The organism is Tenacibaculum tangerinum, from assembly GCF_029853675.1.
GTDB lineage: Bacteria > Bacteroidota > Bacteroidia > Flavobacteriales > Flavobacteriaceae > Polaribacter > Polaribacter tangerinum_A.
Genome location: NZ_CP122539.1, coordinates 1,921,523 through 1,936,927, shown reverse-complemented (window position 1 = coordinate 1,936,927; position 15,405 = coordinate 1,921,523). Strand labels below are relative to the sequence as shown.

Below are 15,405 nucleotides of genomic sequence, written 5' to 3'. Positions count from 1 at the left end.
AATATTGATGGAGTATAATTGAGATAATAGAAGTATATTTTGATATAAAAAACAATCAAATGAAAAGTGAAATAGCAGACATAATGATAGAAAATAGTTTTTATAACTATTTAGCATATAGAATACGAGAAAGATTAAAGTTAGAATTAAAAAGAGAACCTAAAAGGAATACAGAAATTAGATTCCAATTAGATAACTCTAAACTGTCTAAGTTCATTTATAAAAATCAATTCTCTAAAGATGAAATAACAATAATAATACTTGCTCTAATATCTCATGTATTACCGAGTTTTATCAACGATATTTTAGAAGAATTTATGCCCAATGGAGGAGAACTTCCTGAATTTGGAGGCGTAAAAGGAAAAAACCATAGAGGAATTATTCCAACTGGAGAAACCATGCTGTATATTTTAGCAGGAAAAGATATTGAATACAGAAGGTATTTAATAGATTATTTATTTCACGAAAGTAAGTTGTTCAAGAATGGAATTATAGAATTAGAAAAAGTACCCTATGGCGAACCTTATATGAGTGGGAAAATTATACTTACTCAAGAATACGTACACCTGTTTTTAACAGGAAAAGAACTCAAACCACAACTAAGTCAAGATTTTCCAGCAAGCTTAATAACTACCGATTTAGAATGGAATGATTTGGTACTGCAAGAAAAAACCCTAAATGATGTTAAAGAAATAGAAAATTGGTTGGCATATAATGACATACTCATGAACGATTGGGGGATGGCTTCAAAAATAAAACCAGGCTATCGCGTATTGTTTTGTGGACTCCCAGGAACTGGGAAAACATTGACCGCAGGTCTATTAGGAAAACATACAGGGAAAGACGTTTATAGAGTAGATTTATCGATGGTCGTGTCAAAATACATTGGTGAAACAGAAAAAAACTTATCCAAACTTTTTGATAAATCCATTAACAAAGACTGGATTTTATTCTTCGATGAAGCCGACTCTATCTTTGGGAAAAGAACGAATGTTCGCGATGCGCATGATAAATATGCCAACCAAGAAGTATCCTATTTATTACAACGCATAGAAGCACATCCGGGACTCATCATTTTGGCATCTAATTTTAAAAATAACATTGATACCGCATTTACACGTCGCTTTAATAATATTATTGAGTTTGAAACACCAAACTACGAAGAACGATTAATGCTTTGGAAAAATAACTTACCAAAAAATATAGAGTTAGAGGCGTCTATTACGATAGAAGAATTAGCCAAACGATTTAGTATTACAGGAGCTAATATTGTAAATGCAGTTCAGTATGCCTGTTTAAAAACCATCGCAAACAAAGAAAATAAAATATTGAAACGATATATTTTAGAGGGGGTAAAACGAGAGTACACTAAAGAAGGAAAAACAACCAATATTTCTGTTTAGAAGTATTTAATTATAAGAAAAGTAACTGTAAACATTAAAAATAAGAGATGTTATGAAAACAATCAATCAAGTAAACGGAATTCCATTACACTATGCACGTTTAACCAACCATCCGTATGGAACTAGAGGACAGCAACGCAATTTTTTAATTGATGAAGGCTTCTTAAATACCTTGCAAAAAGCACTTCAAGAAGTTTTTGAACACTGCCCTTTAGGAATCCCAGAAGTACTTACCACTGCAGGAATTTTTGTAGATAAACCAGGGCAACACGGACATGGAAAAGCGTTTGATATAGATGCCATTTTTTGGAATAATGAAACCTTAGTTACAACGAATTTTATTCATCAAAAAGAGTTATATCTAGGGATTGAATCTTTTTTGCGTAAGCACTTTGGTATCGTGCTAAACTATTACTACCCTAATCATAAAGACCATTGGCATGTAGATACCAGTGTGCCTGTCGACTATAACGAAAGCTCAAAATCAGAAACGTTGTATTTGCAGTTGGTGCTGAAGTATATTTACAGAGAAGAAATTTTAGTAGACGGTATTTGGGGAAGACAAACTTCGGGGGTCGTAAAAGAAGTTTTTGAAAAATTAGGAATTAAGACTCCTATTACCACGAAAGCAAACTACCTAAAATTTTTGGATAGCACTGGTAAAATAGCATTCAAGCTATACGAACAAAAAACCTCTCCAAGACATTTATTAAACAATTTAACAGAGGTTATTGAAGGCTTGCCACAACAAAACAAACTAGCAGTACGAGAAGCACTCAATAGTTTTTTAGATCATTCAGAGACAGCTACTTGGTTGGATGATTTTGAAGATGTGCATGATTTAGAGTCTGTTATAGAAGAAATAATAACCTAAAAAACAGCAACTGTAGAAAATGGTTGTAAATGCGAAATAATAAAGCATAAATAGAATAAATCGTAGTACTGAGATGTCTCATCAGTGATACTTCACTCTATCGCCGTGATATTGTATCCCAAAATCATGTTAAAGAAGCTCCCGTGTAAATGTTAATAAGTGTTAATTATTTGATTTTAAGGTCTCTGTGTTTTGTTTGAGTCAATATTCATGGCATTTGAGTTAAACTTTATCTTATGTCATTTATATATTTGTATGGAACAGTAAAATAAATAATTATGAACTCAGACACAGCTAAAGGGAAGTGGAATCAGATTAAAGGAGAATTTAAAGAAAGATACGGCGCTATAGCCAACGACAATTCAAAAGAAGCAGAAGGAAAAATGCAGGAATTATTAGGAGAGATTCAAGAGAAATACGGCGAAACCAAAGAGGCTATCGAAAAGGAGATAGAAAGTTGGAAATAAAAAAGTACTATTTTATCTTGAACAGCATAAACATATCAAGAATTCATATTCTTGATATGTTTTGTTAATTTAAATCCATCTTGCACAAACAGAAATATACAAATACGAACCAACTAAACAGTTTTTCTTAGTCGGTTCTGGTAGTGTTTGTTTTGCTGTAGTGTTTGTACTTCTAACAGAGTGGGTAGTTGTTTTTAAGACTTTATCCTTTGTAAAACCGCTCTTTAAACCACACCTTTTTCCAAATTCGTTGTAAAATTAAAAATGTGATATTTTCAGCATACAAATCAATATCGGTAGCATCATTCATCTGAATATCTTTTTCAGAAATATCAATACGATATAAAAGATTGGTAAACGAATTAAAATCATGTAATAGCAATTTTTTTACCACTTTTAGAAGTACTTCTTTTAATGTTGAAGGCGTGTTGTCTTCAGAAAAAGTGACATCAATTCCAGTTAAATGAAAATCTTTGTTAAGCTGAATGATGAGTAGCGTATATAACTTCGTATTATTGGCTACTTCTGTTAACAAATCGGTGCTGTTTTGGTAGCTAGGAAGCATTTTAATTCAATTTATAATTGATAAACTGTTCGTCCAAGGCTTTTAAAAATTCACTCGATACTTTAATTTTAGTCGTTCTACTTGGTAAACTGAGTTCAATTTTTTCTTCGGCATCCCATATTGTAAAGTGTACACTTTGCGACCCTTTATTCGTCGCAAATAGATGTTGTAATTCTTTAATGGTATTTTCTTTTACTTCTAGTAGCGGAATTTTAATGGTGAGTTTCTTACACATTTTATCCATAATGTCGTGTAACAATAAAAACTCGTTAAATCCAACTCTAGGCTCTCCTTTTCCCCCTTCTTTGTTAGTCCAACCAGGCTTGATGGTGGTTTTTATAAATAAGAAGGAGTTTGGCACTAAAAAGTGTTTAAATTTTAAGTAATCTTCTCCAAAAATTCGAAACTCAAAACTATCGTTATAATCTTCCATAGTAAATGCAGCCCATCCTTTTCCAGCTTTTGACACACGATGTTGTACATCGGTAACAATACCCGCAAAAGAGAGTCCTAAACCTTCGTACTGTGCTATATTTTTAAAATGCGCTAAGGTGGCGTTACAAAATTTGAGTTCGTTTTTAAAATCATCTAACGGATGTGCAGAAATATACATTCCTACAACTTCCTTTTCACGAGCTAACAACTCCATCGTTCCCCAAGTATCACATTCAGGAATTAGCGGTTCTGGTAAATCAACTTCCGAAGCCTCTCCAAATAAAGAAACCTGAGATGAATTCTGGTTTTCTTGAAATTTATTACCAAAACGAATAGCCTTTTCTAAAAATGTTTGTCCTTTTTCATCTTTCACATAATACTGCGCTCTATGCGTTTCGGTAAAGGAATCAAATCCACCAGCCAATACCAAACCTTCAAAAGCTTTTTTGTTAGCCACCCGTAAATCAACACGTTTTGCCACATCAAAAATAGAAGTGTAAGGTCCGTTTTCTTTGCGTTCATCAATAATAGCTTTCACAGCGGAACCACCAACTCCTTTAATAGCTGCCATACCAAAACGAACAGCACCGTCTTTATTTACGGAAAACTTCGCATACGATTCATTTACATCGGGTCCTAATACCTCCAATCCCATACGCTTACATTCTTCCATAAAGAAAGACACCTGCTTAATATCGTTCATATTGTTAGAAAGCACTGCAGCCATATATTCAGCAGGGTAGTGGGCTTTTAAATAAGCCGTTTGATAGGCAATCCAAGCATAACATGTAGAGTGCGATTTGTTAAAGGCGTAGGATGCAAAAGCCTCCCAATCTTTCCAAATTTTTTCTAAAGCTTTTTCATCATGACCGTTTGCTTTTGCTTGATTGATAAACTTAGGTTTCATTTTTGCCAATACCGCAGCTTGCTTTTTACCCATCGCTTTACGCAATACATCGGCCTCACCTTTGGTGAAATCAGCTAACTTTTGCGAAAGCAACATTACTTGCTCCTGATATACCGTAATTCCGTAAGTTTCGGCTAAATATTCTTCCATAGCAGGAAGGTCGTATTGAATTTCTTCATCCCCGTGTTTTCTTCGGATAAAGGACGGAATGTATTCCAACGGTCCAGGTCGATACAAAGCGTTCATGGCAATTAAATCGGCAAAAACGGTAGGCTTTAACTCACGCATGTACTTTTGCATTCCTGGAGATTCGTATTGGAATATTCCTACCGTTTCTCCACGTTGGAACAATGCATACGTTTTTTCATCATCAATAGGAAAATTCTCTGGGTCGAGTGCTACACCGTGACGTGCCTTTACAATTTTTACGGTATCTTTAATCAGGGTCAAGGTTTTTAACCCCAAGAAATCCATTTTTAAGAGTCCCGCACTTTCTACCACTGAGTTATCGAACTGAGTAACGTACATATCGGAATCTTTCGCAACCGATACGGGTACGAATTTGGTAATGTCATCAGGGGTAATAATGACTCCACAAGCATGAATACCAGTATTACGAACCGAGCCTTCTAAAATTCGAGCTTTGTTAATCGTTTCAGCTTCCAGTCCGTTACCATTGGCAATAGCTTTTAACTCGTTTACCATTTCTAGTTCCTCAGAACGAAGCTTTTCTCTCAATCCTTTCTCGTCTAATGAGAAAATTTTAGCGAGTTTCATTCCTGGGATTAATTTGGCAATTCTATCAGCTTCAAATAAGGGCAAATCGAGCACACGAGCTGTATCACGGACAGATGATTTAGCTGCCATGGTACCGTAAGTAATAATTTGTGCCACCTGATTGGCACCATACTTTCGAATTACATAATCCATTACACGACTTCTACCTTCATCGTCAAAATCAATATCAATATCGGGCATCGATACACGTTCTGGATTTAAGAAACGCTCAAAAAGTAAATCGTATTTGATAGGGTCGATGTTGGTAATCCACAAACAGTAAGCTACTACAGAACCCGCAGCAGAACCACGACCCGGACCTACCGATACATTCATGTTACGGGCTTCTCGAATAAAATCTTCTACAATTAAGAAATATCCAGGATATCCTGTTTTGGCAATTACATCGAGTTCAAAATCTAAACGTTCTCGAATTTCATCGGTAATTTCTCCATAACGTTTTTTGGCACCTTCATAAGTTAAGTGACGCAAGAAATTATTTTCACCGCGTTTTCCGCCATCTTCTAAATCTTTTTCGTCTCTAAACTCTTCAGGAATATCGAAAGCAGGTAACAGTACGTCACGTGCCAAACCAAAAGGTTCAACTTTATCAACAATTTCTTGAATATTACTAATGGCTTCAGGTAAATCGGCAAAGAGTTTTTTCATCTCTTCGGTAGATTTAAAGTAGTACTCATCGTTAGGTAATCCATAACGATACCCTCTTCCTCTCCCTTTAGGAGTCGCTTGCTTTTCACCATCTTTTACACATAGTAAAATGTCGTGTGCGTTGGCGTCTTCTTTATTCAAATAAAAAGTATTGTTGGTGGCAACTACTTTGATGTCATGTTTTTTTGAAAACGCTAACAGGGTTTCATTTACTGCTTTTTCGTCTTCCTGTCCGTGGCGCATCAATTCGATGTACAAATCATCTCCGAATTGTTCTTTCCACCACAATAGTGCCTCTTCAGCTTGGGCTTCTCCAACATTTAATATTTTACTAGGAACCTCACCGTATAAATTTCCTGTTAATACAATGATATCTTCTTTGTATTGCTCCACAATTTTTTTGTCAATTCTCGGAACGTAATAAAAGCCATCCACAAAGGCAATGGAAGACATTTTTGCTAAATTGTGGTATCCTTTTTTATTTTTTGCTAATAAGACAACTTGGTATCCGTTGTCTTTATGACTTTTATTGGTATGGTCTTCACAAACATTAAATTCACAACCTACGATGGGTTTTAAAATAGTTTCGGTTGGTTTTTCTCCTTTTTCTATAGCTTCTTTGTTAGCTGCTTCGGCAGCTTTATTATGCCCCAACACAGCTTGAACAAAGTGAAAAGCAGCCATCATATTGCCCGTATCGGTCATGGCAATTGCCGACATCTTATCTTTAGCGGCAGCATTTACAATATTTCCAATTTGAATGGTTGATTGTAAAACCGAGTATTGTGTATGGTTGTGTAAATGTGCAAACTGAATACCTTTAAGTTCTGCCAATCCTTCTGCGGTAGAAATAGTATTCGCCTCTTCTGTTTCAGAAGATTTTCTTTTTCGGATTTTCTCACTTTCCTTTTTAAGGTTTAAGTGTTTAAGTCCGATAACCTGAATTGGATTGGGGTTTGCCTCTGTATAACGTTGAAAATAATCACTAGAAACCTGTAATTCTTCTTCGGTATACTCACGCAAGCGTATGAGTTCTAAGAAACATCGTGTGGTTGCTTCAACATCGGCGGTTGCATTATGCGCTTCTCCAAAACCAGTTCCGAATAAATGCTTGTGTAATTCGGTAAGTGTAGGTAATTTGAATTTACCACCACGACCACCAGGAATTTGACATAATGCTGCTGTGTGTTCAGTACAGGTGTCTAAAACAGGGAGTTCAGTTAGGTTGTTTTCAACTCCTAAACGATGAAATTCACAGCCCATAATGTTCACGTCGAACCCTACATTTTGACCGACAATAAACTTAGTTTTTTGTAGTGCGCTGTTAAATAATTCGAGTCCTTCATGTAACGAAATACCTTGTTCAATAGCCAAATCGGTAGAAATTCCATGAATACGTTCTGCATCAAATGGAATGTTAAAACCGTCAGGCTGAATTAAAAAATCGTTATGCTCGATTAAATTTCCTAACTCATCGTGTAACTGCCATGCAATTTGTATAGCTCTTGGCCAGTTATCAGTATCAGTTATCGGAGCATTCCAGCTTTTAGGTAATCCAGTAGTTTCGGTATCGAAAATTAAATACATGGGCAAAAATTAGGTATTGGAGTTTTGGCGTAAAACAAAGTGTAAAAATACGAAGAATTTGGATGGTTGCCTCGAGAAGTTATTAACGGATGTTTTTTATAAATGTAATAACTTGAATACCCGATTGTAGCCGAAAAGGAATGTTAAGTATACGTTAACTTTGAAAGAAAAGTAAAAAAAAGTAGTTGATAGTCAATTAATAAGATTATCTTTGTGCTTTAATATAATATTTTTTACAATGAAAGAAGGAACAGTAAAGTTCTTCAATGAATCTAAAGGTTTTGGATTTATTACAGAGTCAGGGTCAAACACAGAACATTTTGTACACGTATCAGGTTTAATCGATGAGATTAGAGAAGGTGACAGTGTAGAGTTTGAACTTAAAGAAGGAAAAAAAGGATTAAACGCTGTTAGCGTTAGAGTATTATAATATACCTCACAATTTATTTTTCTTAAGAGCCTGTTTAACAGGCTCTTTTTTATTGTAATAATACTAGTTTTTTTGTTTTTTATTGAAAAAGATTTTATAAATTTGCGCCCACTTATCACGAGATGGTAAGCTATATTAATAATCAAGGTCGTGAACCTTAAAAATTAAAATTATGCCTGTAAAAATTAGATTACAAAGACACGGTAAAAAAGGAAAACCATTTTATTGGGTAGTAGCTGCTGATTCTAGAGCTAAAAGAGACGGACGTTTCTTAGAGAAAATCGGAACTTACAACCCTAATACCAATCCTGCAACTATCGATTTAGATGTTGACGGAGCTGTAAAGTGGTTGCAAAATGGTGCTCAACCAACTGATACTGCTAGAGCTATTTTATCTTATAAAGGAGCTTTATTAAAGAATCATTTAGCTGGTGGAGTTCAAAAAGGAGCTTTAACCGAAGAGCAAGCAGAAGCAAAATTCAATGCTTGGTTAGAAGAAAAAGCAGCTAAAGTTTCTGGAAAAACAGAAAATTTAGCAAAAGCTGAAGCAGACGCTAAAGCAAAAGCTTTAGAGGCTGAGAAAGCGGTAAATGAAGCGCGTATTGCTGCCGCAACTCCTGCTGTTGAAGATAGCGAAGATGCTGCTGCTGAATCAGGTGCTGATAGCGAAGAATAAAACTGTACAGCGATGATGCAAAAAGAAGATTGCTTTTATCTTGGCAAAATCGTTAAAAAACATAGTTTTAAGGGTGAGGTAGTGATTAAGTTAGATACCGATGAACCCGATCTTTACGAAAATTTGGAATCAGTTTTTGTCGACTTAGGCAATAATCTGGTTCCTTTTTTTATTGAAAATTCTAGGCTAAGTAAAGGAACCATGTTTCGAGTAAAATTTGAGGATGTTGATACCGAAGCCGATGCCGAAGCTATTTTACGCTCAGGGGTGTATTTACCTTTAGAGTTACTTCCTAAACTTTCTGGAAATAAATTTTACTATCACGAAGTAATAGGTTTTACTGTGATAGATGCTTCTTTTGGAGAAGTAGGAACAATCGCAAGTATTAACGATACTTCTGCACAACCTTTGTTTGAAATTAATCGAGAGGGAAAAGAGATTTTTATTCCGATGATTGATGATTTTATCGTAAAGGTTGATAGAGAAAATCAAACTATTGAGGTAGATGTTCCAGAAGGATTGATTGAATTGTATCTATAAAAAATAGCATTTTTTCTTTTAGTACGGTAAAAAATGGCTAGTCGACTTTTTTTGTTCTAGCAAACTTTTTTAAAAGTCTTAATTCCTTTCTTTTTAATTTTTTAAAGGAAGTCGTTCGGTGACAAAGAGAGGTAAATAAATCGTTTTTTGATACATTTTTCGAGTCAATACCATAATGATTGCTGTATACTAAATATTTTTTATTTAAGCTAAAAACAAAACCGCAAGCACTACTACTTCTGTGAGATTTTACAGTAACTTTTTCTTTTGAAATGTTGCCTTTTAACACCCTAGTTACTTCAAAAGTATAGGAAATAATATCGCTTCCAGAGTCGAACTCTTCACTGTTTTTATGTTCTTTTATGTCGACTACTTTTCCATAGAAAATAGCTTTCGAAGAAATGTATTCTTTTTTCACCTTTTCTTTTAAAGATTCCTTTGTTTCTATGCAAGTACATGGGTACATGCTTAAAGAGCTTACTAAAAAAATAAATAGTAATGTAATTTTTTTCATCATAATTGGTAGTTTTAAAATGTGTACTCGTATACTGAATCTTCTCCGTTGTTAAAAACTTTTAAGATTTTTTGTTACTGGGCATGGTCAATGCCAATACCTTTTTTGTTTAATTTTTTTACAAACATACTCCATAATCAATTCTGTGGCTTCAGTTGCGTAGCCTTTACCCATAATTTTAAGCGCATAACCAATATCAATAAAATCTAAGCGATCTCTTTGTAAAGCTTTAGAGGTTCCAATGAGTTTGTTGGTTTCTTTTAAAATGATGGTAAAAAAACCGAGTTCGCCTAATTTAGAATTTTTAAAGATAATGCCTTTCAAATACATTTTGGTATCTATTTCTGATTTTAAATTTTTATTACCTATAAAAGTAATCCAATCGGGGTCGTTGAATAACTTAAAATAAAAAGCAGAATCACTAATTAAAGTATTTCTAATCAGTAATTGGTCGCTTTTTAATACCATGGTTTAAATATAAATTAAAAATGTACTTTTGCGGAGCAAAAAAAGAATAAAAATGAGTTTATTACAAGAGTTACAAGACAGAAGTGGAAATCAATGTGAATTATGCGGAGCAAAAAATGAGTTGTCGGTGTATGAAGTACCACCAATATCTACAGGAGGAGTCGATGGTAGCTTGTTGGCTTGTGCTACTTGTATTGAGCAGATTGAAGATGCTGATAAAACAGAGGCAAACCATTGGCGTTGTTTAAATGATAGTATGTGGAGTGAGTTCAGCCCAGTAAAAGTGGTGGCTTGGCGAATGTTACATCGCGTTAAAAAAGACGGCTGGTCGCAAGATTTATTAGACATGCTATATTTAGAGGGTGAAGAATTGCGCTTTGCGGAAGCCACAGGAGAGCATTTAGACGAAAGTGAAAAAGTAATTCACAGAGACGTGAATGGTGCTATTTTGCAAGCAGGAGATAATGTGGTGCTGATTAAAGATTTAAAGGTAAAAGGCTCTAGTATGATAGCCAAGCAGGGTACGGCAGTGCGTAGAATTTCGTTGGATCCTGAAAATGCCAAATATATTGAAGGTAAAGTAGGGTCACAGACGATAGTTATTGTAACCGATTACGTAAAGAAAATGGCAGAGAAGGAGTAGTTTTATAATTATATTGTGTTCAAATCATAATATAATTGGTAGTATCTCAGCAAACAATAACCAAAAAGATAGTAGATCGACTATAAAGTTTGGTCTTGGTCGAGGGATTCCAAAAACTCTTTTAAATATTATGGCATCTATAGAAATTGGTTTTAAATAAGAAGAAAACAAAATAGAATAGTGAAAAGGTTATTAAAAGACTCGCTTTAATCATCATTATATTCATTTGTATAATACCTATAGTTGCAGTTGGAAGTGCTATTAAAATATGGATTTCGGAAGGATATCGTTTTGCAAAGGAGTATATATTCAAAAATAAAGAGATACATAAAAAGACAGGAGATATATTAGCGTTTGGTAATTTTCCTTCAGGTTTAATTGAAGAAAGTTACACAAACACAAGTGTTAATGCTTAAATTGAAATTGACACAGAAGGTTCAAAATAGAGTGAAAAATTTATATAACTAACTCAATAATAATTTAAACAATAAAAAAACCGCAAATTTGCGGTTTTTTTATTGTTAAGGTCTTTATAAAGACTAGATGTTTAATGATTGAAATAACTCGATTAATTTAGGATCAGAAGGTCTTGGAGCATTTGCATCTACAATATTTCCTTCTGGATCTAATAAAATAAATCTTGGAATACCAGATACTCTATAAGCATCCATAAAAGTTCGGTCTTCTTTAGCATATAACTGAACACCTGACAATTCTTTGTCGACAATCATTTGTTTCCAAGTTTGGTAATCTCTTTGTTTATCTACAGAAATGCTTACAAATTCGATATTTTTATCGTGGTATTGTTTTTCTACTTTCTTTAAAAATGGAATTTCATTTTTACATGGTTGACACCACGTTGCCCATAAATCGATATATACATATTTACCTTTTAAATCGTCTAGAGAAGTAGTACCACCTGCATTGTTTTCATAATCTAAAAATTTTGGAGACTCTTTTCCTTTAGACAATTTGGTTGCCAGGTACTGTTTGTCCTCATACATTTTAGTTAGGTAGTTTTCTAAACCAGTGATATTTTTCTTTTGGTTGGCTACGAAAGTCGAATCTAAAGAGGCACCCTCTATTTCCTTGTTAAAATCATCTACAAAAGAAGAAACTTTAGCTTTAAAATCTAATTCAGGTAAATCCATCAATCCCTTATCTGTAAATAATTTTTCTTGGTTTATAGCAGCCTTGGCAATAAAGTTATTTTCTTCAGCGCCATTTCCAGTATACTTAATGGTTTCATCAAACTCTTTTGTATCAAGGGTAAGATTGATATCATCTCCATTTTTTAGATACAATGTGGTAGACTCTTTACCATCAAAAAGTCTGTAAAAACCATTGGTTACTTTCATGGTATCTTTAAAAACGCCGTTTTCATCAACCTTTAATACTCTATTAAATCTAAATTGTGGATTAGAAATGATTACAGAATCAGAGTTCTTATTGGTAATTTTTCCTGAAAAAGTAACATAATCTTTTTGTTCCTCTTTACATGAAACCAAGGCAATAGAAAATGCCAATAAGTAAACTATTTTTTTCATTAGGTGCATGTTTAATTTTTGCTATTCAGTTTTTTATAAGCGACTAAATTAGTCATTTTAAATGAAAGAACAATTTTTTAACATTTCTATAACAGCATAAATTCATCAAGCACATAAGGAGTTTGTATGTTTATAAGACAATAGCTAATTCATGCAGTTTTTAATTTTCTACTTTTTAAATACGACTTTAGCTTTTTATTCTATCAAAATCTAGTTCTTCTGAAATAAGAGTTATTATTTCTTTAGTAAAACCAAATTCATACTCTAAACGTGTCCATTCCTAGATGTGTTCGATTCATCAAGCGGAAAAAATCTCAAGGAGAAGGTAGGTGTTGTGTTTTGAGGATGCTTATTTAGGTGTATTGGTAGCGATATTGTAACAAAAAGGAATTCAATTTACGCAATTACCTAAACATCAAACATGTTTATATATAGAGAAGCTCATGTATTAGACTCAGATGGAAATAAGCTAGTTCTATACAAAGCAGACAAGAAAAGAAAAAATAAGCCTTGGCGAATCAATTAAGAAATAGAAGTTTTTATCTTTGGAAATTTAATAAAAAATGTTAGTTTGATATAAAATATCATGTTCTTAAAAAAAATAAGTATAAGATCATATCAAATACGCTATAGCCATTAAAGCAACAAACATGAATATACAAGACGCACAACAACAAGTAGACGATTGGATTAAAAACCACGGAGTTCGTTATTTTAACGAGCTAACCAATATGGCGCAACTTACGGAAGAAGTAGGGGAAGTGGCTCGAATTATTGCCCGTCGTTATGGAGAGCAAAGCGAAAAAGAAAGCGATAAACACAAAGATTTAGGTGAAGAATTGGCAGATGTGGTATTTGTAGTATTGTGTTTGGCTAACCAAACAGGGGTGAATTTACAAGAAGCCTTTGAAAAGAAATTGGATATTAAAACAAAACGTGACCACGACCGTCATCAGAATAACAAAAAATTACAATAATGAGTTTTATAAAAAAAATACAACAACCCTTGTTTTGGAAAAATGTAGCCAAAGTAGCAATCCCATTTTTTGTGTTAGTAACCATCATAAGCTTATTTATGAATAGCTGGCGTGATATTTTTGCTGGAGATTTTGAAATCGTTAACCAAACTAATTTTGCTGATGGAAAATGGGTGCGTTTTTGGGGAATAAAAGTTGTATTAAGTTTTATTTACGGAGTATGGGTAACGAATAAAAAGATGAAGTAGAGCAATGAACTTACAATAACTGTATTGAAATATATAGATCGAGAATGTATCAGATTCAAAAGACACCTATCATTTATAAGAATTATTGTTATCAGCTAAAAACATAGCTTATATTACGCGAAGGAGATACCACAGAAGTAACCTGTTTATTTCGAACGAAAAACAAAAATAAAAAGATTACTTCGTGATGGCTCGTAATGGCGTAATTTTTTTAAAATGTACAACATGCTATACATGTCTCTTATTCTTTCAGTTGTATAAAATCAATTTGACTGTTCTTTATTTTCTGATTCAACTCTTTTACTTCCGTAGAAAAAAGCGTGTTTAATTTACCGAGTTCAACATCAATCTTTTGAGTGATTTCATTTTTAAAAGCAATAGCTTGCGCTGTTGGGGCATAATTTCCAATTCTGGTCAATGAGTTGAGGTGTGCCAACTTATTATTCAATCGAATCGGATAGTTTAGCGGGTCTTGAGCACTTTTACTTTTGGTTTGATACAGCGTAGTTTCAACAGCAGTTAATTTTTTAACCAAGGCATCAGCAAACGAAAGCAATTCTTCATGTTTTTTGGTATCGGTAATGTTTTTTTTCAAATCAGCCACGCTGTTTTTAACAATAGTTACATTTTTTAACGCTTTGTGAATTTCCGTTACCTTTGCATTAATTTCATTGATAAAATCAAACTGTGCTTTCATATCTTCTAAAGTAGCTTCCGAAGAAGGATTTTTAAGAATTGTAAACGGCTTACTTACGGTCTTTTTATTTTGAGTTAAGGTTACTTTGTATGTGCCTGGCAAAGCAGCAGGTCCGTTTAAAGACGCCCACCATAAAATCATTCCTTTTACCTTTTCGGCCCCTGGATACATCATATCCCAGTAAAAAATAGCATTGCCGCTTTTTACAGCTAATTTTTCTTCATCGGCTTCCTTTTCGGGGTGATTATTAAATGTTTTAATTAATGTATTGTTGGCATCATAAAAAGAAAGACTGATGGTATCATTTTCTTGAACACTCTTTAAGGAATAGTTCACCGCAACTCCTCCAGGATGATTCGTTCCCATAGTTTTAGAAGTATGTCCTTTCCCCCCTTGCAAAGCATAACTATCTTTGGGTTTGAATAGAACAATAGGGTCGTCTTTACTTTCTTTGGTGTATTGGTGTAGCGGAGTCAAATCGTCAATCATCCATAAGGACCTACCTTGAGTAGCGGCAATTAAATTGTCGTTTTTAATGGCTAAATCTGTAATAGGAACGATGGGCAGATTTTGCTGAAAGGAATGCCATGTTTTACCATCATCAAAAGAAATGTACATGCCTCTTTCGGTGCCCGCATACAGCAAGCCTTGTCTTTTTGGGTCGGCTCTTAGGGCACGTGTAAAATCTTCTTCGCCAATTCCTTGAGTGATTAACGTCCATGATTTTCCATAATTTTTTGTTTTGTACACATAGGGTTTGTAATCTCCCATTTTATAGCGTGTTCCCACAATATAAGCACCTCCTTTGGTAAATGGGTCGATTTCTATACAATTAATTAGCATCCATTCGGGCATATTTTTGGGTGTAACGTTGGTCCAGTGTTCTCCATTGTTTTTTGAAATATGTACCAAACCATCATCAGAGCCTGTCCATAGTAATCCTTCCTCATAAGAAGATTCGGTAGCAGCGAAAATAGTTCC

Annotated in this window: 14 protein-coding genes; 9 read left to right on the top strand and 5 right to left on the bottom strand. The window is 34.0% G+C overall.

Annotated elements, in window-relative coordinates; translation table 11 throughout:
- Positions 1 to 59 precede the first annotated feature (59 nt).
- The 3 genes from P8625_RS08445 to P8625_RS08435 all read left to right on the top strand — a co-directional run bounded on the left by P8625_RS08445 (position 60) and on the right by P8625_RS08435 (position 2,744).
- Entirely contained in the window at positions 60 to 1,403 is a 1,344-nt protein-coding gene (locus P8625_RS08445) for an ATP-binding protein (RefSeq protein ID WP_279650030.1), read from the top strand.
- 52 nt (positions 1,404 to 1,455) lie between these two features.
- Positions 1,456 to 2,277, top strand: coding sequence for a hypothetical protein (locus P8625_RS08440; protein ID WP_279650029.1), 822 nt, complete (start codon positions 1,456 to 1,458; stop codon positions 2,275 to 2,277).
- Positions 2,278 to 2,555: 278 nt separating this feature from the next.
- On the top strand, positions 2,556 to 2,744 hold the full coding sequence (locus P8625_RS08435; RefSeq protein WP_279650028.1) for a CsbD family protein: 189 nt from the start codon (positions 2,556 to 2,558) through the stop codon (positions 2,742 to 2,744).
- Between the two features lie 202 nt (positions 2,745 to 2,946).
- On the opposite strand, the gene P8625_RS08430 is transcribed toward P8625_RS08435, so the two are convergent.
- Both P8625_RS08430 and dnaE read right to left on the bottom strand, forming a co-directional pair.
- The gene (locus P8625_RS08430; RefSeq protein ID WP_279650027.1) at positions 2,947 to 3,309 is read right to left on the bottom strand and encodes a hypothetical protein; all 363 of its coding nucleotides are present in this window, start codon (positions 3,307 to 3,309) and stop codon (positions 2,947 to 2,949) included.
- 1 nt (position 3,310) lies between these two features.
- Positions 3,311 to 7,684, bottom strand: coding sequence for a DNA polymerase III subunit alpha (dnaE, locus tag P8625_RS08425; RefSeq protein WP_279650026.1), 4,374 nt, complete (start codon positions 7,682 to 7,684; stop codon positions 3,311 to 3,313).
- A gap of 238 nt (positions 7,685 to 7,922) precedes the next feature.
- Between dnaE and P8625_RS08420 the strand changes: the two genes are divergently transcribed.
- The 3 genes from P8625_RS08420 (at position 7,923) to rimM (ending at position 9,330) form a co-directional block, all read left to right on the top strand.
- Positions 7,923 to 8,114 (top strand): cold-shock protein, encoded by a 192-nt coding sequence (locus tag P8625_RS08420; RefSeq protein ID WP_279650025.1) that lies wholly within the window; start codon positions 7,923 to 7,925, stop codon positions 8,112 to 8,114.
- Positions 8,115 to 8,286: 172 nt separating this feature from the next.
- Positions 8,287 to 8,790: a 30S ribosomal protein S16 gene (locus tag P8625_RS08415; protein ID WP_279650024.1), complete on the top strand. Its 504-nt coding sequence runs from the start codon at positions 8,287 to 8,289 to the stop codon at positions 8,788 to 8,790.
- A 15-nt stretch (positions 8,791 to 8,805) separates the two neighbouring features.
- Positions 8,806 to 9,330, top strand: coding sequence for a ribosome maturation factor RimM (gene rimM, locus P8625_RS08410; RefSeq protein WP_279652932.1), 525 nt, complete (start codon positions 8,806 to 8,808; stop codon positions 9,328 to 9,330).
- A 37-nt stretch (positions 9,331 to 9,367) separates the two neighbouring features.
- Here rimM and P8625_RS08405 read toward each other — a convergent pair whose 3' ends face one another.
- Both P8625_RS08405 and P8625_RS08400 read right to left on the bottom strand, forming a co-directional pair.
- On the bottom strand, positions 9,368 to 9,847 hold the full coding sequence (locus P8625_RS08405) for a hypothetical protein (protein WP_279650023.1): 480 nt from the start codon (positions 9,845 to 9,847) through the stop codon (positions 9,368 to 9,370).
- 84 nt (positions 9,848 to 9,931) lie between these two features.
- A complete protein-coding gene (locus P8625_RS08400) occupies positions 9,932 to 10,312 on the bottom strand; it encodes a GNAT family N-acetyltransferase (protein ID WP_279650022.1) in 381 nt (126 codons plus the stop codon).
- Between the two features lie 52 nt (positions 10,313 to 10,364).
- Here P8625_RS08400 and P8625_RS08395 point away from each other — a divergent pair, with 52 nt between their 5' ends.
- A complete protein-coding gene (locus tag P8625_RS08395) occupies positions 10,365 to 10,955 on the top strand; it encodes a PhnA domain-containing protein (RefSeq protein WP_279650021.1) in 591 nt (196 codons plus the stop codon).
- Positions 10,956 to 11,494: 539 nt separating this feature from the next.
- On the opposite strand, the gene P8625_RS08390 is transcribed toward P8625_RS08395, so the two are convergent.
- The gene (locus P8625_RS08390; RefSeq protein ID WP_279650020.1) at positions 11,495 to 12,502 is read right to left on the bottom strand and encodes a TlpA family protein disulfide reductase; all 1,008 of its coding nucleotides are present in this window, start codon (positions 12,500 to 12,502) and stop codon (positions 11,495 to 11,497) included.
- A 650-nt stretch (positions 12,503 to 13,152) separates the two neighbouring features.
- On the opposite strand from P8625_RS08390, the gene P8625_RS08385 reads away from it, so the two are divergent.
- Together P8625_RS08385 and P8625_RS08380 are read left to right on the top strand one after the other, a co-directional pair.
- Positions 13,153 to 13,479, top strand: coding sequence for a nucleotide pyrophosphohydrolase (locus tag P8625_RS08385; protein WP_279650019.1), 327 nt, complete (start codon positions 13,153 to 13,155; stop codon positions 13,477 to 13,479).
- Positions 13,479 to 13,727: a hypothetical protein gene (locus P8625_RS08380; protein ID WP_279650018.1), complete on the top strand. Its 249-nt coding sequence runs from the start codon at positions 13,479 to 13,481 to the stop codon at positions 13,725 to 13,727. Before P8625_RS08385 ends, P8625_RS08380 begins: the two co-directional genes overlap by 1 nt.
- Positions 13,728 to 15,405: the final 1,678 nt, after the last annotated feature.